At 42.0% G+C, this 24154-nt stretch carries 29 protein-coding genes; 3 read left to right on the forward strand and 26 right to left on the reverse strand.

What is annotated here, in order from left to right; genetic code table 11:
• Window positions 1–214: 214 nt before the first annotated feature.
• From NFS43_RS14085 to NFS43_RS14135, 11 genes are all read right to left on the reverse strand, one after another.
• Complete coding sequence (locus NFS43_RS14085) at window positions 215–388, reverse strand: YozD family protein (RefSeq protein WP_251552321.1); 174 nt, start codon at window positions 386–388, stop codon at window positions 215–217.
• A 334-nt stretch (window positions 389–722) separates the two neighbouring features.
• Complete coding sequence (locus tag NFS43_RS14090; protein ID WP_251552322.1) at window positions 723–1418, reverse strand: hypothetical protein; 696 nt, start codon at window positions 1416–1418, stop codon at window positions 723–725.
• 133 nt (window positions 1419–1551) lie between these two features.
• Entirely contained in the window at window positions 1552–1779 is a 228-nt protein-coding gene (locus tag NFS43_RS14095) for a YozE family protein (RefSeq protein ID WP_251552323.1), read from the reverse strand.
• Between the two features lie 102 nt (window positions 1780–1881).
• Window positions 1882–2169: a YokU family protein gene (locus tag NFS43_RS14100; RefSeq protein ID WP_251552325.1), complete on the reverse strand. Its 288-nt coding sequence runs from the start codon at window positions 2167–2169 to the stop codon at window positions 1882–1884.
• Between the two features lie 18 nt (window positions 2170–2187).
• On the reverse strand, window positions 2188–3585 hold the full coding sequence (gene kamA / locus NFS43_RS14105) for a lysine 2,3-aminomutase (RefSeq protein ID WP_251552327.1): 1398 nt from the start codon (window positions 3583–3585) through the stop codon (window positions 2188–2190).
• A 128-nt stretch (window positions 3586–3713) separates the two neighbouring features.
• The gene (locus NFS43_RS14110; protein WP_251552398.1) at window positions 3714–5105 is read right to left on the reverse strand and encodes a sigma-54 interaction domain-containing protein; all 1392 of its coding nucleotides are present in this window, start codon (window positions 5103–5105) and stop codon (window positions 3714–3716) included.
• A 64-nt stretch (window positions 5106–5169) separates the two neighbouring features.
• Window positions 5170–6024 carry a putative beta-lysine N-acetyltransferase gene (ablB, locus tag NFS43_RS14115; RefSeq protein ID WP_251552328.1) on the reverse strand — a complete coding sequence of 285 codons (855 nt, stop codon included), beginning with the start codon at window positions 6022–6024 and terminating at the stop codon, window positions 5170–5172.
• Window positions 6025–6088: 64 nt separating this feature from the next.
• Window positions 6089–7354, reverse strand: coding sequence for a peptidase (locus NFS43_RS14120; RefSeq protein ID WP_251552329.1), 1266 nt, complete (start codon window positions 7352–7354; stop codon window positions 6089–6091).
• A 24-nt stretch (window positions 7355–7378) separates the two neighbouring features.
• Entirely contained in the window at window positions 7379–8044 is a 666-nt protein-coding gene (locus NFS43_RS14125) for a 3-oxoacid CoA-transferase subunit B (protein ID WP_251552330.1), read from the reverse strand.
• Entirely contained in the window at window positions 8029–8721 is a 693-nt protein-coding gene (locus tag NFS43_RS14130) for a CoA transferase subunit A (RefSeq protein WP_251552331.1), read from the reverse strand. The genes NFS43_RS14125 and NFS43_RS14130 overlap by 16 nt, the downstream gene beginning before the upstream one ends.
• On the reverse strand, window positions 8722–10080 hold the full coding sequence (locus NFS43_RS14135) for an aspartate aminotransferase family protein (RefSeq protein ID WP_251552332.1): 1359 nt from the start codon (window positions 10078–10080) through the stop codon (window positions 8722–8724).
• Between the two features lie 204 nt (window positions 10081–10284).
• Between NFS43_RS14135 and NFS43_RS14140 the strand changes: the two genes are divergently transcribed.
• On the forward strand, window positions 10285–11640 hold the full coding sequence (locus NFS43_RS14140) for a TrkH family potassium uptake protein (RefSeq protein WP_478354353.1): 1356 nt from the start codon (window positions 10285–10287) through the stop codon (window positions 11638–11640).
• 41 nt (window positions 11641–11681) lie between these two features.
• Here NFS43_RS14140 and NFS43_RS14145 read toward each other — a convergent pair whose 3' ends face one another.
• Window positions 11682–11840: a YjcZ family sporulation protein gene (locus tag NFS43_RS14145; RefSeq protein ID WP_277613947.1), complete on the reverse strand. Its 159-nt coding sequence runs from the start codon at window positions 11838–11840 to the stop codon at window positions 11682–11684.
• Window positions 11841–11961: 121 nt separating this feature from the next.
• On the opposite strand from NFS43_RS14145, the gene NFS43_RS14150 reads away from it, so the two are divergent.
• The gene (locus NFS43_RS14150; RefSeq protein WP_251552400.1) at window positions 11962–12573 is read left to right on the forward strand and encodes a DUF502 domain-containing protein; all 612 of its coding nucleotides are present in this window, start codon (window positions 11962–11964) and stop codon (window positions 12571–12573) included.
• 11 nt (window positions 12574–12584) lie between these two features.
• On the opposite strand, the gene msrB is transcribed toward NFS43_RS14150, so the two are convergent.
• From msrB to NFS43_RS14175, 5 genes are all read right to left on the reverse strand, one after another.
• Entirely contained in the window at window positions 12585–13025 is a 441-nt protein-coding gene (gene msrB / locus NFS43_RS14155; protein ID WP_251552335.1) for a peptide-methionine (R)-S-oxide reductase MsrB, read from the reverse strand.
• Entirely contained in the window at window positions 13015–13560 is a 546-nt protein-coding gene (gene msrA / locus NFS43_RS14160; protein ID WP_251552337.1) for a peptide-methionine (S)-S-oxide reductase MsrA, read from the reverse strand. The genes msrB and msrA overlap by 11 nt, the downstream gene beginning before the upstream one ends.
• 150 nt (window positions 13561–13710) lie before the next feature.
• Entirely contained in the window at window positions 13711–14289 is a 579-nt protein-coding gene (locus NFS43_RS14165; RefSeq protein WP_251552339.1) for a YpmS family protein, read from the reverse strand.
• A gap of 5 nt (window positions 14290–14294) precedes the next feature.
• Window positions 14295–15119 carry an SGNH/GDSL hydrolase family protein gene (locus NFS43_RS14170; RefSeq protein WP_251552340.1) on the reverse strand — a complete coding sequence of 275 codons (825 nt, stop codon included), beginning with the start codon at window positions 15117–15119 and terminating at the stop codon, window positions 14295–14297.
• A gap of 107 nt (window positions 15120–15226) precedes the next feature.
• Entirely contained in the window at window positions 15227–15805 is a 579-nt protein-coding gene (locus NFS43_RS14175) for an SCO family protein (RefSeq protein ID WP_251552341.1), read from the reverse strand.
• Window positions 15806–15965: 160 nt separating this feature from the next.
• Here NFS43_RS14175 and NFS43_RS14180 point away from each other — a divergent pair, with 160 nt between their 5' ends.
• The gene (locus NFS43_RS14180) at window positions 15966–16859 is read left to right on the forward strand and encodes an MBL fold metallo-hydrolase (protein ID WP_251552342.1); all 894 of its coding nucleotides are present in this window, start codon (window positions 15966–15968) and stop codon (window positions 16857–16859) included.
• A gap of 54 nt (window positions 16860–16913) precedes the next feature.
• On the opposite strand, the gene hypE is transcribed toward NFS43_RS14180, so the two are convergent.
• Genes hypE through cybH form a run of 9 tightly spaced genes read right to left on the reverse strand, consistent with a single transcriptional unit; the run spans window position 16914 to window position 24110 of the window.
• The gene (gene hypE, locus NFS43_RS14185; protein ID WP_251552343.1) at window positions 16914–17915 is read right to left on the reverse strand and encodes a hydrogenase expression/formation protein HypE; all 1002 of its coding nucleotides are present in this window, start codon (window positions 17913–17915) and stop codon (window positions 16914–16916) included.
• Window positions 17915–19027: a hydrogenase formation protein HypD gene (hypD, locus tag NFS43_RS14190; protein WP_251552401.1), complete on the reverse strand. Its 1113-nt coding sequence runs from the start codon at window positions 19025–19027 to the stop codon at window positions 17915–17917. Before hypD ends, hypE begins: the two co-directional genes overlap by 1 nt.
• Window positions 18984–19235, reverse strand: coding sequence for a HypC/HybG/HupF family hydrogenase formation chaperone (locus tag NFS43_RS14195; protein ID WP_251552344.1), 252 nt, complete (start codon window positions 19233–19235; stop codon window positions 18984–18986). The genes hypD and NFS43_RS14195 overlap by 44 nt, the downstream gene beginning before the upstream one ends.
• Window positions 19226–21517 (reverse strand): carbamoyltransferase HypF, encoded by a 2292-nt coding sequence (gene hypF / locus NFS43_RS14200; RefSeq protein ID WP_251552345.1) that lies wholly within the window; start codon window positions 21515–21517, stop codon window positions 19226–19228. The genes NFS43_RS14195 and hypF overlap by 10 nt, the downstream gene beginning before the upstream one ends.
• Window positions 21502–22161: a hydrogenase nickel incorporation protein HypB gene (gene hypB / locus NFS43_RS14205; RefSeq protein WP_251552347.1), complete on the reverse strand. Its 660-nt coding sequence runs from the start codon at window positions 22159–22161 to the stop codon at window positions 21502–21504. The genes hypF and hypB overlap by 16 nt, the downstream gene beginning before the upstream one ends.
• Window positions 22124–22516, reverse strand: coding sequence for a hydrogenase maturation nickel metallochaperone HypA/HybF (locus NFS43_RS14210; protein WP_251552348.1), 393 nt, complete (start codon window positions 22514–22516; stop codon window positions 22124–22126). The genes hypB and NFS43_RS14210 overlap by 38 nt, the downstream gene beginning before the upstream one ends.
• Window positions 22509–22952 carry a hypothetical protein gene (locus NFS43_RS14215; protein ID WP_251552349.1) on the reverse strand — a complete coding sequence of 148 codons (444 nt, stop codon included), beginning with the start codon at window positions 22950–22952 and terminating at the stop codon, window positions 22509–22511. The genes NFS43_RS14210 and NFS43_RS14215 overlap by 8 nt, the downstream gene beginning before the upstream one ends.
• Window positions 22949–23425, reverse strand: a complete 477-nt coding sequence (locus tag NFS43_RS14220; protein ID WP_251552350.1) for a HyaD/HybD family hydrogenase maturation endopeptidase — start codon at window positions 23423–23425, stop codon at window positions 22949–22951. The genes NFS43_RS14215 and NFS43_RS14220 overlap by 4 nt, the downstream gene beginning before the upstream one ends.
• 1 nt (window position 23426) lies before the next feature.
• Window positions 23427–24110, reverse strand: a complete 684-nt coding sequence (gene cybH, locus NFS43_RS14225) for a Ni/Fe-hydrogenase, b-type cytochrome subunit (protein WP_251552402.1) — start codon at window positions 24108–24110, stop codon at window positions 23427–23429.
• Window positions 24111–24154: the final 44 nt, after the last annotated feature.

A 24154-nucleotide genomic window follows, 5' to 3' on the forward strand; every position in this document is an offset into this window, starting at 1 on the left:
CACGCCCGCGGAAAGCGAAGCGCCTGGAGCGCAAATCAACCGACAATTCGCATAGACAACTATTAATAATATTATATTATATTAACGCGGTGAATTAATAAAGAATAAAGATAAATAAAAGCTGTCGAAGGTTTTTCGACAGCCTGACGAGCTAAATTGCTCGTTTTTTCACTCATCTATAGATAGGAGATGATCTCCAAGTAAGCAGAGGTGGCTAATCTTCCTGAATTTCCTCGTCGATGATGCATTTTTCAATTAAATATTCGAATGTGATGTCAGCCAGTTCCTCCAATTCTTCTTCACTAGGAACGTATCCCCGTTTAACAAGCTGATGAAAGAAAAATTCCGCAATTTCTTCGGTATCAATAATGACTTCAATTTCTCTCAAGCAATCGCCCCCTTTATACAGAATGTATGAGCGGCATTCATGTTTCATGCTAGTTTCTTTGACATGCCGCTCGGTTAAAGCGTTTTCTCGGGTGACTTCTAATATTTAGGAATTTTCGTTTGCGGACAAGCATAGGATGTTTTAAAAAGATTCCTGAGGTGAGAAAATGTCAAATTTGCCTTTGAAGTTTGCGGCATGGGTCGAAGATGTCAATAGGGAGGATGGGGTAACCATCCAATTATTCGGAAAAATTATGAATAAAATGTTTTTTTTCATTAAATGGGGTTGTGTACCATATCTTTTCTATTTGCTCGTTAAACTTTTTAATTAAAAGCTATACATGGCTTTTTCCATCGTTATTGGTTAACATTTCCAACTTTTTAAGTATGACCCGCATCACTTGGTAATATTCCTGGTCATGAAATAACTCATAAAGAATGCGATAGTCATTGAAGATATCCAACAGATGGTCAATTAATTGCTTCTTCTCTTTTACCCGGATTATTTCTTCCACTTCCGACTTCCTATTTGTGTTATTAAGTTTCGGGCTTCCTTTGATTTTATCTTGTTTATTCACTAAGTATAAAAGACCGAGCTTTTGAATAAAGGTGTCAGCATTTTCAGCATCAGCCACGAGAGTCAGCTCTTCCTCACCAACCTCAAGCCATTCTCCATCGCTGACCCTTGATAGCTCATAAATCACATCTTCCCATGCATCTTCTTTATACCGCCATATCTCCGTCCGAAAACCAATGATTTTAAATAAGTCAGCCCCGTACCCACTTACTTGAACAAGGTCACCGATAAAAAACTTATACTCAATATCAATTTGCTCCTGTTCCAGTGATTTCCCTTCATATTCTGAAAGCAGCTGCAATGCTGATTCATTAAATAATCCCTGGCCTTTATTAACTTCATAGACATAATCCGATTCAAGCCACTTTACATCCGTTACCTTCCCTACTGTCCCGTAGATCGTAATGACGACGGTATCACCTATTTTATATTTTGGTTTTTTCCTTCCAGTCATTTCCTCCCCTCCTTTTATGCAGTCGAATTAATTGATTACAATAGTATATGCGGGCAGCTAATTTAAGCGCACGGCAAATTGCAGAAAGAAAAAAATCGCCTCTTTTTTGAGACGATTTACCCTTTTTATTTATCTAGCTGCCTGATTCCGTTTGACTGTATAACTGCCACGCTTCATCGAAGACAGACATGGACTCCAAATAATCACCGTTCAGTTCAAGATACGTACTCAGTTCATGGTAGTCACTTGTGTGTTTTGGAAAGCTATGATCCGCATAAGCATAGTTGGCAAAGACACTGATGGCATCTTTTGGCTCGGGATGCCGAAATTTCATTAAAAAATGATAAAATGATTTTCTCATTTGTTACCCCTCACTAAATACATTTACTATTATTGTATCTACTATAGACGATATAGTTGCAATCGTCCAGCTTGATCCATAGGGATATCTGCTGCTAAATGATCACGGTGAAAAGTAATCAAAATAATTTTTCTTCAATAATCTTGGCACCGCCATTAGGTCCAGGTAGCTAATGACTTTCCCTATCTTTTTACAGTCTATTAGAAATAGTTGATCTTCTATTTTTTTAACAATCTGCTCACTTTGATACACCATCGAACAATCCGGACAAGAAAACGTGGGAGTATTCGTTATTTCAATGGCTCTGGTTCCATCAGGCAATTCCCAGAAAACAGAACCCGAGATCTGGGTAACATTTTTGCTATTACACCATTCACAGGCTTGATTCAAAACAATTCCTCCCTTCTTTTATTCTGTCTTCTCATGCTTTTGAATTTGTGCCTGGTATTTCTTTTCCTTTAACTCATCCCGTTTGCTTCGTTTATCCTTTAATGTATGATGGTTTGGATTCTGGTTGTATTCCTTACGGCGCTTTAACCGTGATAACCCTTCAGGCACAAGGTTAAACTGCTGATCATTCATAATGCCTGCAACCCCATTTACAGATTTATAGTCTTCCATCTCTGGATAGAGTTCGTTAAAATAATCCTCTGCCCTTCCAGGAATATAGTTTTCAGGTTCAGGATAGGAGGTAATGACGCCTTCAAAATTGCGCAAAACTACCTTTTCCGGGCTTTGTGAAATAAGATAGTTCGGCTGAAGGGCGATTTTCCCGCCGCCTCCAGGTGCATCCACCACAAAGGTCGGAACAGCATACCCGCTCGTGTGTCCGCGCAGCCCCTCAATAATTTCAAGTCCTTTCGAGACTGGTGCACGAAAGTGCCCAATCCCCTCAGACAAATCACATTGGTAAATATAGTATGGGCGGACACGGATTTTTACTAAATCATGCATCAGCCGTTTCATTATCGGGACACTGTCATTAATACCTGCGAGGATAACGGACTGATTGCCCACGGGCACCCCGGCATTGGCCAGCATCTCACAGGCACGTTTCGAATCCTCTGTGATCTCAATCGAAGTATTAAAATGGGTATTGAGCCAAATGGGATGATATTTTTTCAGGATATTGCATAGATTTTCGGTAATTCTCTGCGGGAATACAACAGGAGCTCTTGTACCAATGCGAATGATTTCCACATGGTCAATATCTCTAAGATTTTTTATAATATATTCCAATATATTATCATTAATTAACAGTCCATCCCCGCCCGAAATTAAGACGTCCCTTACCTTAGGTGTTTGGCGGATATAGGAAATGGCTGCATCCAGCTGCTTTTTTGGCACTCCCATGCCAATTTGGCCGGAAAATCGTCTCCTCGTACAATAGCGGCAATACATCGAACATTGATTGGTTACCAAAAACAAAACGCGGTCCGGATAGCGGTGGGTAAGGCCTGGCACAGGGGAATCTTCATCTTCATGCAATGGGTCTTCTAAATCATATTTTGTTTTATAAATTTCTTTTGAAATGGGAACGGACTGCATTCGGATCGGACACCGAGGGTCATCTGGATTCATTAATGATGCATAATAGGGTGTAATGTTTAATGGAATGGTTTTAGTGGAGATACGGACGCCTTCTTCCTCATCCGGTGTAAGATGAATAACCTTTTTTAAATCTTCCAGCGTACGGATGGTATTGGTTAGCTGCCATAGCCAATCATTCCATTGCTCCTCTGTGACATCCTTCCAAAGTTCTATATCTTTCCAATGCCTTGATGGCTTATATAAAAACTGTTTCATGCTGACTCCTCCTAACTTGCTTTGCTAAATACAATGCAAGAATCATGCCAACATCTAAAGGAAGAAAGTTTCCAGATTAGCAGCGCCAAACACCTGCAAAAAAATAAAAGCGCCAAATATTTGGCACTTCATGACATTTTTTTGAGCTTATATTGCAATGTCTGCCTAGGGATTTCCAGCAATTTAGCTGCCTGATTGATATTTCCCTTGCACAGCTTCATCGCATCCATGATCATTTTCTGCTCCAGATTCATTAAATTTTTCCTTAAAGCCAGTCCCTCCGAATGTGGATCTTCATTTGGCCTATCTGTCCTGTGCTTTAACATCACAGGCAAATCTGGAAAAGACAGCCGTTCTCCCTCACAGACATTGACCATATACTCAATGGTATGTTTCAATTCCCTCACATTTCCAGGCCAAGGATAATCGGCGAAAAATCGCTCTACTTTCCTCTCCATTCCTTTTACAGATTTCTGCAATTTTTGATTAAATTCCTTAATGAACAGTTCTGCTAAAAATAAAATATCCTCCTTTCTTTCTCTTAATGAGTGAAGTGAAAAGGTAAATACATTTAACCGATAATACAAATCGGAACGGAGTTGTTTTTCTTGAAGTGCCTGTGCCGGGGGGACATTAATGGCTGCAATCACACGCACATTTACCAGTGAACTTTCCAAACTTCCAACCCGCCTGATTTGTCCATCCTCTAACACTCTGAGAAGCTTAGCCTGCAATTCGATCGGCATTGCATGCAATTCATCGAGAAATAGAGTACCGCCATCAGCCAGTTCAAATAATCCTTTCCGGTCAACGGCCCCTGTGTAACTTCCTTTCGCTGTGCCAAAAAGGATACTTTCCAGTAAAGTTTCAGGAATCGCTGCACAGTTTTGGGCAATAAACGGTCCATCCCCTCTTCGCGAATCGTGATGAATGCCTTGGACGAACAATTCTTTTCCAGTGCCGGACTCCCCATAGACAAGAATCGGAGAATCCGATTTTGCCAGCTTTTTGGCTTCCTGTTTCATTTGAAGGAAATCTGGATTGATCGTCTTTAAGTCATCCAGCGTATACTTTACTTGCTTTGTTGTTTTTTTTCTTTTTCCCTTGTTTACTTCCCTTTGCAAATCAAGCAATCTTTCTGCGAGCAGCTTCATCCGGGAATAATCTTTCGCAATTTCAACTGCCCCGACAATTTCTTTGCCAATAAATATAGGTAATGTGGTATTAATTGTATCGATTCGATCCCCATGCAAATTAACATAAACCTGGGCCTGGTTGTAGATCGGCTTTCTGGTAGCCATCACTTTTAGCAAAGTGCTAGTTTGTTCAGATAAAGAAGGAAAGGCTTCAAATAAATGTTTTCCGAGCACCTCCCGTACCTCCATGCCATCATGTCTGGCTGCCACTGCATTATAAAAAATGGTTCTTCCTTCCGTATTGACCACATGAATTCCCTCATCAATGCTGCTTAATATAGCTGCCAAAACTTCTTTGGTCAACGCATTCTGCTGCTGCTCCATTTTTCTCACCAGCCTTTTACGAATTGCTTATGGTGCCGAAAAATTGTGGTAAGGTGCCGAAATTTCAGCTGTTAGATAGGTCCTTGACCCACATATTCATATCTTCCAGTTTGTCAAAAATATAACAATTGTTCATTAATCGGCCCCGATATGAAAATCCCAATTGGAATAGCGCAGCATTCATGCCAAAAGATAATGCTCTTGCAATCGAATAAGCGCAAAAAATTCCGCTTCCTATCAATTCCTGTTCCAGTGCTTTTAAGAGGAATTTCATTAACCCGTCTTTTCTATAATCAGGAAGCGTAGCACAATCTGTCAGTTCAGCATTTTTATAAGTTGCATTCACTTCTGCCGATGCTGCACTGACGATTCTTTCTTGATGGGAAAAGGCATAGTAGACGGTTCCATCCGCCATGGTTTTTTTTATATAGCCAGGGTCATCGAGCGGTGTCGGGTATATCTGAAATACTTGGCCGTATAGGGAAGCAAGCTCGGATGCCGAGCTTTCATCCGCCCGTTTTAATACATAGTCTTGAGGAACCTTCGATCTTTGATTTGTGAGGTCCAGCTGAGACACACTTTGAATAATTTGATCCTCTGTAACCCAATGTTCATTTTTCTTCCGGTCAGCCGTATAAAACTTTGAGAAAAAATAGGCATGAGAACCGCAAAAATAACGGTCAATCATAGCTTCAGGCTGCAGCCCATGTTCAAAAAGTAAGCTGACATCTTCTTTGCGTGCCTTCATAATTAATTTTTCCACTTGATGCTGGGCTGCTAATTCTTCTGCCTTTTTTAAAACAGCCTGGATCTTCCCGCGGTAATCATCGATGCGGATTCGTTTATTAAATGGATCTAGATAAATTTTTACAGAAAAATCACGTTCATCCAGACAAATCGACGCTGCCAATTGTGCCATTCTTTCACTCCTCTTATCCCCATATAAAATATGCCTGGCCGTGTGTTAGCCAGGCACCTATCCACTAGTCTTCACATCCGCACCACGCCAGAATTGTCAGGGCTATGATCTCACTTGATGTAAACAGATCATCCAGATAAATATGCTCATTTGCATCATGAGCCACCTCGGTTATGCCTGGCCCAAATACAACAACTGGTGTATTTCCGACAGAGGAGAGAATGCCTCCATCTGTTCCCCAAGGGCTTGCTTCAATGACCGGTTCTTTCCCAGTGACTTGCTTGAAGGACTTGGATAACTCCTGCATTAATGGGTGATCCGGTTCCAAACTCCCCGGCTGCCATCTTCCCCCAAACCACTCAAGCCCCAGCGGATGACTAGAGAACCATTCATCCTGTTCATTGAGCTCCCGTAAGCAATTTTCCATCTCTTCCTGTGCGCCAAAAATCGTTTCTTCTGGAGCCACTCCCATTCTTCCCTCGATTATCGCCTTATCCGGAACGGATGAGGGCCATTCGCCGCTTTGGATTTTTCCAACATTGATCGGAATCGGAATCGGAATGTTTTCATACAGGGAATCGGTAATTTTAGCATTCCTGACTTTCTCCAACTGCAGCAGTCTCTGGATCACAAGCTGTGCCTTTTCAATTGCATTGACCCCTTCATAGCGAGTCCCTCCATGGGCTGCCTTGCCGGGCACCGTGATCCGAAACCACATCGAACCTTGCTGTTTGGGAAATAGCTTCATATTCGTCGGCTCTGGAATGAGGGCCCCATCAGCCTTGTACCCTCTTAACACTGCTGCGAGCGTTCCGGCTCCTCCGCTTTCTTCTTCAATGACGCTTTGAAAAATCAGGTCCCCTTTTAACTTCACTCCCGCTGCTACAATCGATTCCAACGCCATTAATAGAGCAACGGTTCCCCCCTTCATGTCGGTTGCCCCCCGGCCATAAAGCTTTCCAGATTCAATCCAGCCGCTGAATGGGTCACGTTCCCAGCTGCTCACGTCACCAACCGGCACCACATCTATATGGCCATTTAAGATGATTGACCTGCCTCCTCCAACCCCTTTTAGCACAGCAACGAAATTGGGGCTGCCTGCAAAACTGGATCGGTCACAGCAAAAGGCCGGATGGCCGGTTAATTCATTCCTGTCAATTTCCCAAATGTCCAATGTTAGCCCAAGCTGGCGGCATTTCTCTATAATGATCGCTTGTGCGCTGCTTTCATTTCCTCTGGTACTGTTTTCTCTCACCAATAATTGCAATAGTCTTGCCCCTCTAGCTCGATTTTCCTTCAGCCAACGCCTAATTCGATCTTCCTCTTTCATGAATCAGTCCTCCTTTAGGCATCCTTAGTAAGAGATTTTTCGTAAATCTTCACTCACGCAGAAATCGGCAGCTGTCTTTGATTTGACCGTATCGATATCAAATGGTTCAAATATTTCTGTGAGCACGAGACCTGAATTGGTTACATGGAAAACAGCTAATTCAGTTACTATGAGGTTAACCGATTCCGAGGAGGTTAAAGGCAACGTGCATTTCCTTACGATTTTCGGTTTTCCGTGTTTGTCACAGTGATTCATAAGCACAATTACTTTCTTTGCTTTTTGTGCCAGTTCCATTGCTCCACCCATTCCCGGCACTTTTTTCCCAGGCACAATCCAATTGGCTAGATCTCCTGTTTGGCTTACCTGAAGGGAGCCTAAAATGGTTAAATCAATTCTGCCGCTGCGGATTATTCCAAATGCAAGGGAGCTGTCAAAATAAGAGCCGCCAATGTTTAAAGTGACAGGAAAGCCGCCTGCATTGCATAAATTCTCATCTTCTTCCCCGTTTTTTGGACTTGGGCCCATTCCGACAATGCCATTTTCAGCGTGAAACATCACCTTGATATCCTTAGGAAGGTGATTGGGAACAAGTGATGGAATGCCAATGCCGAGATTGACAACCATGCCTGATTTGATTTCTTCAGCCGCTCTCTTTGCCAAGCGATGGCGTATCTCTACTCCCAAGCCCATTTCCAATTGACCCCCTTCGAAGGAATGATATAGTCGACAAATACACCCGGCGTAATAATTTCCTCCGGATTCAATTCCCCAAGACGGACAATTTCCTCGGCTTCCGCTATGGTTATTTGTCCAGCCATTGCCACCAATGGGTTCGTATTGCGGGCACTTTTATCGTAGATTAAATTTCCGTATTCATCCGCCTTTTTGGCATAAATAATCGAAACCTGTGCTGTTAATGCTGTTTCGATTAGATACTTTTTTCCATTAATGTCGACCATCGGTTTGTTTTTGGAAACAATCTCATTATCTGTTCCGATATCCGATAAAACACCCGGTAGACCTACACCGCCAGCTCGAATGCGCTCTGCCAGGATTCCTTGCGGAGAAAATTCCACCTCAAGCTTCCCTTCGTGCATCAGCCTGCCGGCAATCGGATTAGAGCCAATATGGGACGCTATGACCTTATCTGCACTGCCATTGCTGACTAATTTTCCAATGCCGATGTCCGGGAAACCTGTATCATTCCCAATCAACGTCAGGTGCTTGACCCCTTTATCCAGGATGCCGCTAATTAGGCCGGGCGGCGACCCCACACCGCCAAAGCCGCCAAACATCAAGGTCATTCCATCATGAAATAAATGAAGCACTTGGTTCAGCGTCGTAATTTTATTAAACTGATTATCCATCTATCCCTCACCAGCCGTCTCTTGGTCACCAAGCTGATTTGAAAATGCTTCTAAGGTTTTGTTTAATAAATCGATTAGTTCATCAATTTCTTTTTCTGAAATGGTTAATGGCGGTGCGATGATGATGGCGTCACCATTTACTCCGTCTATTCCTGCACCCGCCGGGTAAACCAGAAGCCCCTGTTCCCGTGCCAGACTAATGACTTTTTGGGTTACCGAAGCAGTTCTTGAAAAGGGCTGCTTTGTTTTTCGATTTTGAACAAACTCTATCCCGAGAAGCAAGCCCTTGCCGCGAATATCGCCAATAAAGGAAAATAGATTTTTAAGCTTTTCCAATGATTTCATTAGGTTATCAGATTTAGATTTTACTTGTTTCATAAGATTATTTTTTTGTACGTATTCGAGCACTGCCAATGAAACAGCACATGATAACGGGTTCGCGCTAAAGGTATGGCCGCTCATGACCGATTTCGTCCCGTTAAGGATTGGTTTCATTACTTTCTCACTGGCAACAGCTGCTGCAATTGGTGTATAGCCTGCCCCCAGCCCTTTTCCAAGTGCGGCGATATCCGGCAGCACTCCCCAATGTTCACAGGCAAACATAGTCCCCGTTCGTCCAGTACCTGTCATCACTTCATCGGCAATAAACAGAATCTGATGATCATCACAAATTTTCCTAATGGTTTTAAAGTAGTCTTTTGGGGGAGCAATGGCTCCTCCGGCCGCACCGATTACCGGTTCAGCAATGAATGCAGCGATTTTGTCGGCACCGATTCTTTTAATGGCGGTTTCCAATTCTCTAGCGCATAAATAATCACAGGAAGGGGCTTGAAGCTGGTAGGGGCAGCGGTAGCAATAGGGGGGATGGATCGCTGGAAAATCCTCAAGCAATGGAACAAAGCGCTCTCGTCTGCTTGTGTGCCCAGACATAGAAAGCGCACCAAGTGTTATCCCATGGTAACTGACCCATCTTGATAAAATCTTAGTCTTCGTATAAATCCCTTGTTCCTGCCAATATTGAATTGCCATCTTCATCGCTGTTTCCGTTGCCTCAGAACCGCTGTTAACAAAAAAACTCCAGTTCAGGTCTCCGGGGGTAAGTCTGGCAATTTTCTCTGCTAACTGTTCAGCTGCTGCACTAGTAAACTGGGATCGATAAACAAACGAAACCTTTTCAGCCTGGTCCGACATCGCCTTCAAAATTTCTGCCACTCCATGGCCAATATTAGCGGTAACAGCACCAGAGGAGGCATCCAAGTATTTTTTTCCCTCCTCATCGTATAGAAAAACACCTTTTCCATAGGAAATGACCGGATAATCCTCACCGAGCATCGGTTTTATTAAAAAAGAATGTGCCACAGAGAACACCGCTTTCTTTAAAAAAAATCAGTTGTTATAAAAATTGTATGACGGATTATTCTGTTTCTTTCGTGTTATTGACAGTAATGAAAAATAAATAGCTTATAAAGGGCTTGTCCGCATAAATCCCAGACAACCTTTTCTTTCTGCTGCAATTATTATAGAATTACAGGGAGATTTGTTTAAGGATGGGAAGAAATGAAAATACGGAATTTACAGCGGACAAAATTAAGGGATTTATCAGCCATTCAATTAATTGTGATTTTTTATATGTCTGCATTAATTGTATCCACTTTACTGCTGCTAATGCCATTGGGACATCGTCCCAATACTGGTTTGAGCTTTATTGACGCATTATTTACCTCCGCGAGCGCCATTAGTGTAACCGGTTTAAGTGTCGTATCGATAAATGATACCTTTAATAATTTTGGCATTTTTTTATTATGTGTGATCCTGCAGCTGGGAGGATTAGGTGTCATGTCTTTAAGCACCTTCTTATGGATTGTAGTCGGAAAAAAGGTGGGTCTTAAAGAGCGGCAGCTGATTATGATTGACCAAAATCAATCCAGCTTATCTGGCTTAGTCCATCTGGCCAAGAGAATTCTGATCATGATGTTTTCCATTGAGATAATCGGGGGCATCATTTTAACGATCGCCTATATGGATTATTATGAAAGTTTCGCCACTGCTTTAAAGCATGGATTCTTCTCCTCCATCAGTGCAACGACAAATGCAGGTTTTGATATTACCAATGCTTCACTCATTCCTTTTGAGAATAATTATTTGATCCAGTCTATCATTATATTCTTAATTATTTTTGGAGCCATTGGTTTTCCTGTCATTATTGAATTATATGAGTTTTTATTAAATTTTAGGGTTAAGAAAAAATTTCACTTCACCTTGTTTACAAAACTGACAACCACGACATTTGTGATCCTGACAATTTTTGGTGCGCTTGTTATCTTTCTGCTGGACATGGACCATTTCTTTCAAAATAAAGACTGGCAGGAATCTTTCTTTTTCTCTCTTTTTCATTCTGTTACTACAAAAAGCGCTGGACTCGCAACGACAGATATCAATCAATTTACACCAACCAATCAATTGTTTCTGTCCATCTTAATGTTTATCGGCGGGTCGCCAAGCAGCGCCAGCGGCGGGATTCGAACCACGACCTTTGCCATTGCCCTATTAGCGGTTTTCTTTTATGCACAGGGAAAAGGGTCCATAAAAATATTTAAACGGGAACTAAAGAGTGAGGATGTGTTTAAATCATTTATTGTGATAACGACAGGCGCTATGCTTTGCTTGTCTTCCATTATTATTCTCTCTATCACGGAGAAAGGCACAATGATGATGATTATTTTTGAAGTGGCTTCCGCTTTTGGGACCAACGGGTTATCAATGGGCCTTACTCCCAATCTGACAACCTTTGGCAAACTAGTAATTATCCTGCTCATGTTTATTGGAAGAGTGGGAATTATTACTTGCTTGCTGCTATTAAGAGGTAAAGGAAGTAAAGAAACCTTCCACTATCCTAAAGAGAAAGTGATTATTGGTTAAGAAAAAGAGATGGTCCACTTGGCCATCTCTTTTCAAATTTATTAGTAAGCCCAGCTTGCGCCAATAATAATTAATAAGATGAACAGAACGACAATTAGCGCAAACCCGCCAAAGCCGAAGCCAACTCCAACTCCTCCATAACCAAAACCGCCGCCCATTGGCTGTCCGCAGCCGCAGCCATCAAAGCCATATCCATACATTCGCATTCACTCCTCTAATTATTTGTTTCTTTTCCCTGTTAGATTATGTAATAGGTGCTTGACCTGTATGTGCATACGCCTATATTATTTTAGAGACGAAATGAAAGATGCAGGTGAAACCATGAAGACGATTATAAAAAGCTTTCTCAATGGAATTCTAACCATTGTTCCCATCATCCTGGTTGTTTATGTGATTTATAAAACCTTTTTATTTTTGGATGGGTTACTTGGCAACACGCTCAAGCCATATTTTAGAGAGGATTATATTCCTGGTATAGGACTATTAACTACGATTATTTTGATTACCTTGTTAGGCTGGATGTCTACCAAGTACGTAACAGGAAAACTGTTCAAACTGATTGACTATCTTCTTGATCAGATACCGGTTGTGAAAACGATTTATTCAGTCATCAAAGATACGATTCAATCGTTTCTTGGGGACAAAAAGTCCTTTTCGAAGGTGGCTCTTGTGGTGATTCCGGGGACAGAAATGCGCAGCCTTGGCTTCATTACCTCGGAGCAATTAGAAGAATTTTATAGTCCCTTAAAGGATTATATTGCGGTATATGTCCCGCAGACCTTTCAAGTTGCCGGCTTCACGTTTTTGATTCCAAAGCAACAGGTGGAGATCATTGATGTCAAACCGGAGGATGCAATGAAATTTATCCTGTCGGGCGGCATGACTTCCACAACCTCACAGGCAGCTGAAAAGGCGAAACTAAAAAGCCGCTAAATGGCGGCTTTTCAGTTTCCCTCAAACAACTTGAGATATTCCCCATATCCTTCTTCTTCCAGTTTTTCTTTTGGAATGAACCTTAGGGCTGCAGAGTTAATGCAATACCTTAACCCGGCAGGTTGAGGACCATCATTAAATACATGGCCAAGATGGGAATCAGCCGACTTGCTTCTAACTTCCGTCCGAATCATAAAATGGCTGTAATCATCTTTTTCAACCATTTCTTCCTCATCGATTGGTTTCGTAAAACTTGGCCAGCCGCAGCCCGCATCAAATTTATCCAACGAACTGAATAAAGGTTTGCCGGAGACAATGTCGACGTAAATTCCATCTCTAGTTTCATTCCAATATTCATTACGAAACGGAGGTTCCGTTGCACTATTTTGCGTTACTTCATATTGGAGCTCGGTTAATTTTTTCTTCAAATCCGCTGTTTCTTTATTTGCCATTGCTTTGATTCCCCCAATGTGCTTGAATAAATCCTGCCCGACCTGACCCAATCTGATATCTTGTATAGTGGACCGGATTTTTCTTATAGTAGTGCTGATGATATTCCTCAGCAGGATAAAACGGTTTTGCAGGGAGGATAGGTGTTACGATTGGCTTATCAAACCGGCCGCTTGAGGCTAGATGCTGTTTTGATTCTTCCGCCAGGCTCCTTTGTGTATCATTATGGTAAAAAATTGCTGTTTGATAGGACTGGCCGCGATCATAAAATTGGCCGCCTGGGTCTGTCGGGTCAATCTGCTGCCAAAATAATTCAAGTAATCTTTCATACGGAAAAATCTGCGGATCAAATGTAATTTGTACAGCTTCATAATGTCCGGTTGTACCTGAACATACCTGCTCATACGTCGGATTACTGACAGTACCGCCAGTATATCCTGAAATGACGCTGATAATGCCTGGCTGTTCATCAAATGGCTTTACCATGCACCAAAAGCAGCCTCCGGCAAATGTGGCTACTTGCCGATTGTTATCCATATTACCACCTCTTCTATAGAGATAACCCATCTAGTTTGAGTATACAGAATGGCAGAGGAAAAATAAAATCTCCAGGCTTGTACAAGTTTATAGAAGAGGAAAAAGCCGAACCATTCATTAGTTCCGCTTTTAGGTCCAAATTTCAACGCTCTATTTTACTGGAACTAAAATCGTAAAAGCAATATCATCATTTTTCAGGTCGAATTTATCAGCCTTAATTTTCATATCACTTTTCAGCTTTAATTGCTGCATATGAACATAAATCAATTGGTCGTCCGGTTTGATCTCTACCCCATTTGGCAGTTGATAATTCTCTGCAATAAACTGAAGTACATAGGATATGGGAAGAGGCAGCCTGCCGATTGACATGGATTTTTGCTTTAATCTTAAATCACCATTGTTGAGCGCCTCTGGTTCGAAAGTTAGTTTCATATTTACTTGATCATTAAACACTGGGAGGGTGCCATACAACTCCACCTCTTCACCAAGGTTCACACGATAATCGACTGCAGAGCCAGACGATTCTTCCTGCAAATAATGGTTAATCAGTTTATTTAAATCAGATTTATTTGAGTTAACATGAAAAGACACGTAATCACTTGTCTGTGCCGCCAATTGATCATTCTTCATTTCCTTTGGCGGGATAAGCATTAATGCGATAACAACTATTGTCACTAAAAGATTAACTCCCAGCAAAACAAGGAAGCCAATTTTCCATTTGTTCTTCATACCATCTAATTCCCCTCTGTACTTACCATGAACGGCTTATTCTCAATAGCAGGCAATACTTGTTCCTCCATTGCCTTATTAAGCCGGCCAGCAATCAATTCATACCCTTTGTCATTCGGATGAAAATTATCAGTGTATAATAGATCCTCAGTGGACTTTTCAAACAAGTCCTCAATTTCAACGAAATAGGCATTAGAATAGTTGGCAATGACTGTTTGGCCAGTTACATTCCATTCTTCTACAATTTCATCCAATTCCTGAATATCAGAGAACCACTTATAAAAAGGATTATAAAGACCTACCAACACAATCGAAGCATTTGGATTCTCTTGAACCACCGTATCCATAATCTGAGTTAAATGCTCCTGGTAGTTTTCTTTTTCCTCGATAAAATCATTAATCTGAAGGCTTGAAATATTGTCCCTTACCACCTTCATAATATCATTGCCGCCAATCGTTATAATAACCAAGTCTGCTTTTTGTATAGCTAATTTCATTTCAGTTGATTGCAGCCGTTTAAGCAATTGGGTGGTTCGATTCCCCTTTACTCCATAGTTTAAAAAATCCACTTCATTAATTCCTTTAGATTTTTCAAGCATCGATTTTAAATACGGCAGGTACCCGCCTTGACCCGTACTGTCGCCGATTCCTTCTGTCAAAGAATCACCGGCTGATACAATCGTTAAATGCCTTGGAAAGAAATCAGCAGGCAATGGAGCAAACGCTTCGAGCGCCGACTGCTTCTCCTTGTGCAGCACTACTGGATCAGACTCCCTGCAGGAGCTTAAAACAAAAATGGAGAGAAATAGAAGGATGATTAATTTTTTCATATCAAGCACCTTCCTTCTAAGATGCTTTTATTATAACACGTCTGGAAAACATACATGATTCTGTACTATTATCCTATACTTGGAAAAAAATAGACCATGTAAACGGTCTATTGTAATGCTTTTATATCATGAATCATTTCGTCATAGGGTACATTTTTATACAAATCATAGCTTTTTTTAATTTTCCCATCAGGACTGACAAGATAAACAAAGGTCTGATGAATGACTTGACTGCCTTCTTCTGGTTTTTTGACGATTGTTTTAAAGTTTTCCCGGGCAAAGGATTCAATAAACTCTTGATTATACCCTGTTAAAAACGTCCAATTAGTAAAGTCCGCCTGAAACTGCTGAGCATATCTAGTTAATATCTCAGGGGTATCCACAGCTGGATCCACACTAAAGGAAACAAATTCCACATTGTTTAGGCCTTCATCCTTAACTTTTTTTTGCAGATTTGCCATATTTGCCGTCATAGGCGGACAGACGTCAGCACAACTGGTAAAAATAAAATCTGCAATCCAAATCTTCCCCTTTAAATCTTTTAAGCCAATAGACTTGTTTTCCTGTGTTGTTGCGGTAAAATCCTTAACCGGCCAATCTACGGCATTTTCTATCTTTTGCTGCCCGCAGGAAACTAATAGCATGGAAATAATAAGAAGAAAAATAATTGAAATTCGTATTTTCATATCTTCACCTACAGCCTGTTCAATTTACCAAAATAAGTTTACCAAAGTTTCTTTAAAGAGGAAAGGAAATCAGACTCAAGAGTTTTCGAACCAAATTTGTTATGGTATAATGAATGAGCATTCACTCATAATATGGTAAAAAAACAATGGAGAGGTGATGATGATGCATCGTATAGGTCCGCTGCTGATTATTGAAGGCCCGAACAGAAGTAAGGTCCCCTATTCCCGAAGCCTATATATTGATTGTTCAGAAAAGGTGCTGATCGACACGGGGGCAGATCCACAAGCACTCCTGGATCTGGATCATGAATACGGGGTCGAGTTAATCATCAACACCCATTATCATCCCGATCATACCCTTCATAACCACCTATTTAAGGACACTGTCAAATTAATTAACCCCAAAGAATATGAAACAGCCCTAACCATAGAAGGTGTGGCCCAATTAAATGGGGTCTATCAAGAATGGGGGGAAAAAGGGGTTGAGCTGTGGAAGAAGTCCCTTCCGGAGGCATGGTCCAAAAATCTGGGAGAGATTTCAGGAGCGTATGAGTATGAGACAGAATATGCCTTTGGGGATGTCAAGGTTCATTTCTTACATATCCCCGGACATACTAGCGGCATCGCCTGTCCCTATTTTCCAGAATTAGGATCTGCCTTTGTAGGGGATTATGATATGACCACATTTGGCCCATGGTACAACGGAAGTGATGGAAATATTGAGGACTTTATCCGCTCCGGAAATCGATTGCTTGAACTTGATTGCCATACTTATATTACCGGACACCAAAAGGGAATCTTCACGAAGCAGGAGTTTAAACAGGCCATGGAAAAGTATCTGGCTGTTATTGATCATCGGGACCAGCTCATTGAACAATATGTTCTTAAAGGGCTGGATTTTAACGAACTGACCAGCATTGGCATCTTTTATCCTGCCCATTTGTTAGAGGGCCCTATCTTAAAAACATGGGAACGAAGCGGCATTCGAAAGCATCTTAAACGTCTCGGCTACACCGTTTCTGAGGCAACCCAAGAATTAGTCAAAACAAAATAGGATGGAGGGTCCTCCCTTCCATCCTGCTATTTTAATTGGACAGCCCTATTTTTGTTAACAAATTCTCGGAAACATGGATCCTGTTAATCTCGATAATCCTCGAGTTGAACCAAGAGGTGTTTCCAGCAATAATTGCCCTTTATCTTTCCCAATAATCGAGCCGATAATAGCGGCCTGTTTTCCTTCAGGATAGGTTCGTAAAATATCCAATACCATCTGTTTATCGTTATCTGAGCAGATAATGATGGCTTTCCCCTCATTGGCAAGATAAAGCGGATCGAACCCCAGAAGATCGCATACGCCATGAACTTCTCTTTTCACCGGAATTTCAAGTTCTTTAATTTTCATAGTTACATGAAAATCTTCGGCTATTTCGACCAAGGTTGTGGCTAGCCCTCCTCTAGTCGGATCACGCATAATCCGTATACCTTTTGTTTGTTCCAGAACATCCCAAAGCATCCGGTTTAGAGAGGCACAGTCACTGTAAATGGGTGAAGAAATCCCTAGTTCTTCCCTGGAAGAAAAAACAGCTATACCATGGTCACCAATCGATCCTGTGACAATAATGGCATCCCCTTCTTCAAAGTTTAGACTGCAGCCGATGCCAGTCTCATAAACACCAATCCCTGTCGTGTTAATATAAACTCCGTCTGCACTGCCCCGCTCCACCACTTTCGTATCACCCGCAATAATTTGAACCCCAGTCTTTTTCGCCTCCGCAGCCATATCCTCAACAATTCTTTTTAACTTTCCAATTGGAAATCCTTCCTCTATCACAAAGCCGCATGTTAGAAAGGCAGGCCTTGATCCGCTGACAGCGAGGTCATTTACCGTGCCTGCCACCGCCAGTTTACCAATAGATCCTCCTGGAAAGAAAAGCGGCTTAATAACAAATGAATCAGTGGTCACTGCCACTTGGCGGGAAGACATCGTTATGGCAGCTGCGTCAAATAACGCAGCCATTTTATCATCAAATGCTTCCACAAAAATATCACGAATTAACCGATGACTTAATTCTCCCCCATCTCCGTGTGCTAAACTGATTAATTTTTCCATTAATAGCTCTCCCTCATGTATTGGTAATAGGCAGCACAACTGCCCTCTGCTGAAACCATGCAGGGGCCAATTGGGTTCATTGGATGGCAGGCCTTCCCAAACAGCGGACATTCGTTTGGTGCAATTACTCCACGAATCACTTCGCCGCAGCGGCATTTTGTTTTGCGAGGTTCGATTGTTTCAACGCCAAACCTAATTTTGGCGTTATACTTGTCATACTCCTGTCTAAGGTCCAATCCGCTGCCCTTTATCACCCCTATGCCCCGCCATGCTTCATCGCACTTGCTTAAATAGCGGCCAATCCACCTTTGGGTCATTTGATTGCCTTTTTTTGTGACTACAGCTGGATGATCATTTTGAATTCTGGGCATTTCGGATAAGGCAAGCCCGATTAACTTATAGATTCCTGACAGCAGTTCCGCCGTTTCAAATCCAGTTATCACGCCTGATATATGATAATCCTTTACTAAAAACGAATAGGAGTCTTCTCCCAAAACGATGGAAACATGGCCTGGGAGAATAAACCCATCCAACTGAACATCACCGGCATCAAGCAGGTATCGCAGCACAGGCTCTAATAATTTTGTTGCCATCCAAATTGAAAAGTTATTGATTCCCCGTTTCTCTGCTTCCCCGACCATCAATGCCAGAATGGGTATCGTGGTCTCAAAGCCAATCCCCAAAAAAATCACATCTTTTTCCGGGTTTGCCTCTGCAATTGAAACCGCCTCTATGGGTGAATAAAGAACGCGAATATCCTTCCCGGCGATTTTGCAGTCTAGCAAAGATTTGTTGGAGCCTGGCACCCGCATCATATCACCAAATGTGCAGATAATCCGGTTATCCCCTTCAGCAAGTGCTATCATGCTATCAATAGAACGCTGGTCGGTTACGCATACTGGGCATCCTGGTCCAGAGATTAGTTGAACATGATCCTTTAACAATGGCTTTATCCCCGTACGGGCGAGCGCCATCGTATGCGAGCCGCACACTTCCATTAACACCGGGCGCCGCCCGAACGTTTCATGGAAGTGCTTTGCCCTCTCTATGACCGCTTTTGCCATCGGTTTACATATTTCTGGATTGCTGGATTGTTTCAGGACCTCGAGCATCGACAAGTTTTTTCCACTCCTCCACACTTTGCCTTGCATAAAATTCATCTACAATACTCATTGCCTGGCCTGCATGGACAATAACAAAATCCCCCACTTTTACTTCCGGAACTAAAATGATTCCTACCTGTGTACGGGAGCCCATTACATCCACTACGGCACTATACTCTTGTTTATTAATAATTTTGGCAGGTACGCCTACACACATTTAGATGCCCTCCTTTTTGCGGCTGCAGCTGCTAATTGGCCGTATGATATACCACCATCGTTACAAGGCACTTTTTCTGGCACATATACCTGAAATCCACTTTCCTGCAAAAGGGCTGAGAGCCTTTTTCTTAAATAACGATTATGGAAGCTGCCACCAGATAAAACCACTGTCCGTACAAGATCCAACTTTGTTTCTCCCAGTCGTTCAATTGCTGACATAATCGCTTGTACGACAGTTTCATGGAAGCTGCCGCTAATCTGTCCCTTGCTCTTCTTTGCTAATACATCTAATGCAATTTGTTTCAACATGGGTGAAAAGTCTATCGTTAAAATCGAGCTCTCCAGCAAATGAAAGGAATATGCCGGATAAATGAAATCTTCGTCAGCCAGTTCCGCTAATTGAATCGCTGCCTCTCCTTCGTAGCTGGAGAAGGTGGTGACCCCGGATAAAGCGCTGACAGCATCAAACAGCCTGCCGCAAGTACCGGCAAATACTGTATTCATGCCTCGGTCAATCATTAGTTTTAAAATGTCTATCTCTTTCACTTTATCTGGAAAAATCGCTTTTGCCAGCTGGAGTCCTTCAATACCGTGAAGATCGATCAGCATGGCGGCTGCATTTCTCCACGGTTCGCGGATACACTTTTCACCTCCAGGAAGTGGGGTATAGTGTAAATGGGCCAGACGTTCAAAATCCAAAGCATCTCCATAAAATATTTCAAATCCCCATACATTTCCATCCATTCCGTACCCGGTGCCATCAAGAATAATTCCCAACGCTTTTCCTGACAAACGGTGTTCTGCCATGCATGCTGCCATATGGGCATGATGATGCTGGATTTCAATTACTTCATCAAAATCATATTCCTTTACTATTTTCTGATTTTCATAATCGGGATGGGCATCAATGACTGCTGCCATTTTGGGTGTATCAATCCATTTTAGTAAATGGTCCAGTTCTTGCTTAAAATGTGCAATGGTTTCCATATTCTCCAAGTCACCAATATGGGGCCCAATAAAGATTTGCTGATTACGGCCGATGGTAAAAGTGTTTTTTTGCTGGCTGCCAAATGCAATCACTCCGGTTACATCCTCTGCTGCCGAAAAAGGATCTGGAACATATCCTCTTGAGCGTCTCAAAAAGTCCAATTTACCGTTATTAACTTGAATAACAGAGTCATCAACAGGATGAAGAATTTCCCGATTATGCACTAGATAGTAATCACTTATTCCTGCAAGGTACTGAAAAGCTTCTTCATCTTTGTAAAGAATCGGCATGCCCGAAGGATTAGCGCTAGTCATGACCAAACAGGATAAGCCAGCATTTGAAAACAATAAATGATGCAAGGGAGAATAAGGCAGCATGACACCTATTGTTTTCATATTTGGTGCCACACCGTCTGCCAGATCATAACTTTTCTGTTTCCTCAATATCACAATCGGCGCTTCGGGACTTTCTAGCAATTCCTCTTCAAAGTCGCTGATTTCTGCAAACTCTCTAGCGATAGATACAGATGCCGCCATGACGGCCAGAGGCCTTACCGGACGATTTTTCCGGTTGCGCAGCAATAAAACAGCTTGTTTATTTCGTGCATCGCAGCAAAGATGATACCCGCCTATCCCTTTTATGGCAATAATCTTTCCTTCCTTAAGCAGTGCAATTGTATCTTTAATCGGGTTTTCTGAAATGATTTCTTTCGCATCCTGATTCACCAGCCTCACTTTTGGGCCACATTTTGGACAAGCAATCGGCTGCGCATGATGCCTCCGGTTTGCCGGGTCTTCATATTCCCGGCGGCAATCTTCACACATCGGAAAACTTTTCATCGTTGTATAGGGACGGTCGTAAGGCAATTCTTCAATTATGGTGTAGCGCGGGCCGCATTGAGTGCAGTTAATGAATGGATACTGGTAACGAAAATCATTAGGATCATTCATTTCTTTTAGACAGTCATCACAAACTGCTGAATCGATGGGGATCACAAGTTTCGATGTCCCAGACCTCTCACTCTCGATGATTGAAAAATCCACTGCATGAAGAATGGGGCTGTCCTCAACCATGATTTCATCAATCTTTGACAGCCTAGGAGCCTTCTTTCGCAAATCTTCCAAAAATGCCTGTATCATCTCTAATTGCCCTTCAAGATAAATCTTTACCCCATCCATGTTATTTTGTACGGTTCCACAAAGCTGATAGGAATGGGCTAACTGAAAAACGAACGGACGGAAACCAACCCCCTGCACTCTGCCCCGGACGGCAATGTTTACAGCTGCAGGCATTTTTGGAAAGCCCCTTCAATCCAAGAGAACCATTCATCGAGCCCCTCTTTTGTTCTGGCAGACAATGGAAGCAGACTTGATGCTGGATTGATTTCACCTAGGTCCTTTCTGGCTTCCTCTACACTAAAATCAAGGAAGGGAAGCAGGTCGATTTTATTTAATAAAACGAGCTCAGTCCGCATAAACATCTGCGGGTATTTTGGGATCTTGTCATTCCCTTCCGGAATGCTTAATACCGCCACTTTATGATTTTGGCCGAGATCATAACCTGATGGGCACACGAGGTTCCCAACGTTCTCAATAAATAGCAAATCAATTACCTCTAAATCTAATTCCGCCAATGCTGCTGCCACCATTCGTGCATCCAAATGACAACCGCCATGTGTATTAATTTGAACCGCTTTTGCCCCCATTGCTCGGATCCTATTGGCATCCCTTTCGGTAGCTAGGTCCCCTTCGATGACAGCAATCCGATACTTTTCTGCTAGGGCTCTTACCGTTTCCTCCAATAGAGTGGTCTTTCCTGCACCAGGTGAACTCATTAGATTAACCACCATAACTTTCATTTTTTGGAAAAGGTCTCTATTGAATTCTGCAGCCTTATCATTATTCGTCAGTACGTCTGTTCTTAATGTTACTTTCATCTACCTTACTCCCTTCATAGGATAAAACTTGAAATGTGTCCCCCGATAGTACCCGTCCTGCGGGAACATGGCAGTTTGGACAAAGAGCTATTTTTTGGTCAGGACGATATTCCAAATCACAAATCACACATTTGGCTTTGGCTGCCTCAAGATGAATAATCAGCTCAGCTTTTTCAGTGAAAATTTGAGGGTTTTGCTCATGAAAAATGGCAAAGGCCATTCTTAAAGCATCAGGCATTGCATTGGAAATTTCCCCTACTGTCAGTTCAATCTTTTCTATCCTCTTAATGCCTCTTGTTGCAGCATCATCACAAACAAGCTGAATGATGTCACCCATCAATGACATTTCATGCATGTAACCCACCTTGTTTCTTTACACTTTGGAGTCCCACATAATACCTATGATCCTTTACCTTTATTGGAAGAGGATCTAGCCTTAAGCCCCCTTCATTTGTCTTAAAATTGATTTCTTTTTGACAATTCAAGCATTTTCCAGTTGAATATAGTGTTGTTAGAATAATAATATTCGAACATACTGGGCATACCCCGCTCATAGTCCTTATTTCCGTTCCTTTCTTGGAAACAATGATTGGTTTTCCTATAAGAAACCTCATTTCAAGATTGGAAATCTTCTCGTTCTCATTCATCAACGGAACCCAGTTGATGCCCAGTATTAAGTCAGCTGCCGTTTCTACTTTTTCTAAATCGTCTAGCAAAAAAGGGTCATAGGCGGACTTAATAGCATCTATCAGACCGCCTGCCATTTCCTTAAAAAACTCGCTGCGCTTCATGACAGATTTCTCCAGTCATTTATCTGCCCGACCACAAGGCTGGCAAGGTTACCTAGCTGCTCTCGATTGATTTCGGTTAATTCAACTCCTAATTCTAACGAAGTGGGCTGCATGCCCAACATAACAATTCGCTTAGGGTAGCGTTCCCGCATTTTTGCTGCCATTAAAACTTCTTGGAATCCGAGCTGGTGAATCGACATTTTAATTCCGAAATAGGCGGGGATTTTATCCCCCTCAAGCTTAATAATTGTCCCTCCTGGTTCTCCCGCGTTAATGGCATCGATGATAATTAAATTTTCCGCATCCTCTACCGGACCGAGCAACCTCATTCCATCTGTTGAACCCTCAATAATCTCAATATTTTCATAGTCTCTCAGAGCTTTCTCCAAGATTGGCAAAAGGTGGATGGCAACACCCTCATCTGAAAACAGAGTGTTGCCAATTCCTAAAATAGTAATAGGTTGACTGTCCATTTTATTTGTCATGTTCTTCACCAACAGCATGTTTCGGTTCTGTTTTATATCCGGTAAACATGGAGGAAATGGAACCGCAGCGTTCCAGGTAATCATCACGGAACGCCAAGTACACGTGCAAAACAATAAACAGCATAAAAGCCCAAGCAACTAAATGATGCCATGAACGGAGTGAATAGCTATCCCCAAATATGTATGGCACCCAAGCAAACAGTTTTCCCAAGACTGATTGCTTTTGCGGCTCTGCATACATATAGAACCCAGTTAATATGATAATGGCGGAACCTAAGTAATTAAATATCCAATAGCTCAAAAATGCGAGCGGATTATGCCCCATAAAATGGGGTTTTTTATTTTTGAGAAATAGATAAAACTTAATTGTTTCCCATAAATCTTTCCAAAAAAGCAGCCGTAAAGGATTAAATCTTGCAAATTTATTACCTGCAAAGCACCAAAACATCCGATAAATAAAAGCAGCTGTGAACACAAAGGCGGTAAAGAAATGGATATATCTTGCCCAGCCCATAAGATTAGAGTAATAGGCTTCTTCGGGAATGCTTGCGGCAGCAAAAGGCTTTCCAATATAGATCCCCGTCACCATCAAGATGACAATGCACACCGCATTTATCCAGTGGTACAACCTCACTGGCAAATCCCATACATAAACCTTTACATCTTTTTCCATGGTGGTATAGATAATTTGTTCCTCTGGGTGATAGGAATTCTCGC

The sequence above is a fragment of the Neobacillus muris genome, from assembly GCF_943193175.1.
Lineage (GTDB): Bacteria > Bacillota > Bacilli > Bacillales > Cytobacillaceae > Neobacillus > Neobacillus muris.

Coding starts and splice junctions, on each gene's coding strand:
- NFS43_RS14090 (WP_251552322.1), bottom strand. CDS start 1,418: ATGACTGGAAGGAAAAAACCAAAATATAAAATAGGTGATACCGTCGTC.
- NFS43_RS14095 (WP_251552323.1), bottom strand. CDS start 1,779: ATGAGAAAATCATTTTATCATTTTTTAATGAAATTTCGGCATCCCGAG.
- kamA (WP_251552327.1), bottom strand. CDS start 3,585: ATGAAACAGTTTTTATATAAGCCATCAAGGCATTGGAAAGATATAGAA.
- NFS43_RS14110 (WP_251552398.1), bottom strand. CDS start 5,105: ATGGAGCAGCAGCAGAATGCGTTGACCAAAGAAGTTTTGGCAGCTATA.
- ablB (WP_251552328.1), bottom strand. CDS start 6,024: ATGGCACAATTGGCAGCGTCGATTTGTCTGGATGAACGTGATTTTTCT.
- NFS43_RS14120 (WP_251552329.1), bottom strand. CDS start 7,354: ATGAAAGAGGAAGATCGAATTAGGCGTTGGCTGAAGGAAAATCGAGCT.
- NFS43_RS14125 (WP_251552330.1), bottom strand. CDS start 8,044: ATGGGCTTGGGAGTAGAGATACGCCATCGCTTGGCAAAGAGAGCGGCT.
- NFS43_RS14130 (WP_251552331.1), bottom strand. CDS start 8,721: ATGGATAATCAGTTTAATAAAATTACGACGCTGAACCAAGTGCTTCAT.
- NFS43_RS14145 (WP_277613947.1), bottom strand. CDS start 11,840: ATGTATGGATATGGCTTTGATGGCTGCGGCTGCGGACAGCCAATGGGC.
- NFS43_RS14150 (WP_251552400.1), top strand. CDS start 11,962: ATGAAGACGATTATAAAAAGCTTTCTCAATGGAATTCTAACCATTGTT.
- msrB (WP_251552335.1), bottom strand. CDS start 13,025: ATGGCAAATAAAGAAACAGCGGATTTGAAGAAAAAATTAACCGAGCTC.
- msrA (WP_251552337.1), bottom strand. CDS start 13,560: ATGGATAACAATCGGCAAGTAGCCACATTTGCCGGAGGCTGCTTTTGG.
- NFS43_RS14165 (WP_251552339.1), bottom strand. CDS start 14,289: ATGAAGAACAAATGGAAAATTGGCTTCCTTGTTTTGCTGGGAGTTAAT.
- NFS43_RS14170 (WP_251552340.1), bottom strand. CDS start 15,119: ATGAAAAAATTAATCATCCTTCTATTTCTCTCCATTTTTGTTTTAAGC.
- NFS43_RS14175 (WP_251552341.1), bottom strand. CDS start 15,805: ATGAAAATACGAATTTCAATTATTTTTCTTCTTATTATTTCCATGCTA.
- NFS43_RS14180 (WP_251552342.1), top strand. CDS start 15,966: ATGATGCATCGTATAGGTCCGCTGCTGATTATTGAAGGCCCGAACAGA.
- hypE (WP_251552343.1), bottom strand. CDS start 17,915: ATGGAAAAATTAATCAGTTTAGCACACGGAGATGGGGGAGAATTAAGT.
- hypD (WP_251552401.1), bottom strand. CDS start 19,027: ATGCTCGAGGTCCTGAAACAATCCAGCAATCCAGAAATATGTAAACCG.
- NFS43_RS14195 (WP_251552344.1), bottom strand. CDS start 19,235: ATGTGTGTAGGCGTACCTGCCAAAATTATTAATAAACAAGAGTATAGT.
- hypF (WP_251552345.1), bottom strand. CDS start 21,517: ATGCCTGCAGCTGTAAACATTGCCGTCCGGGGCAGAGTGCAGGGGGTT.
- hypB (WP_251552347.1), bottom strand. CDS start 22,161: ATGAAAGTAACATTAAGAACAGACGTACTGACGAATAATGATAAGGCT.
- NFS43_RS14210 (WP_251552348.1), bottom strand. CDS start 22,516: ATGCATGAAATGTCATTGATGGGTGACATCATTCAGCTTGTTTGTGAT.
- NFS43_RS14215 (WP_251552349.1), bottom strand. CDS start 22,952: ATGAAGCGCAGCGAGTTTTTTAAGGAAATGGCAGGCGGTCTGATAGAT.
- NFS43_RS14220 (WP_251552350.1), bottom strand. CDS start 23,425: ATGGACAGTCAACCTATTACTATTTTAGGAATTGGCAACACTCTGTTT.
- cybH (WP_251552402.1), bottom strand. CDS start 24,110: ATGGAAAAAGATGTAAAGGTTTATGTATGGGATTTGCCAGTGAGGTTG.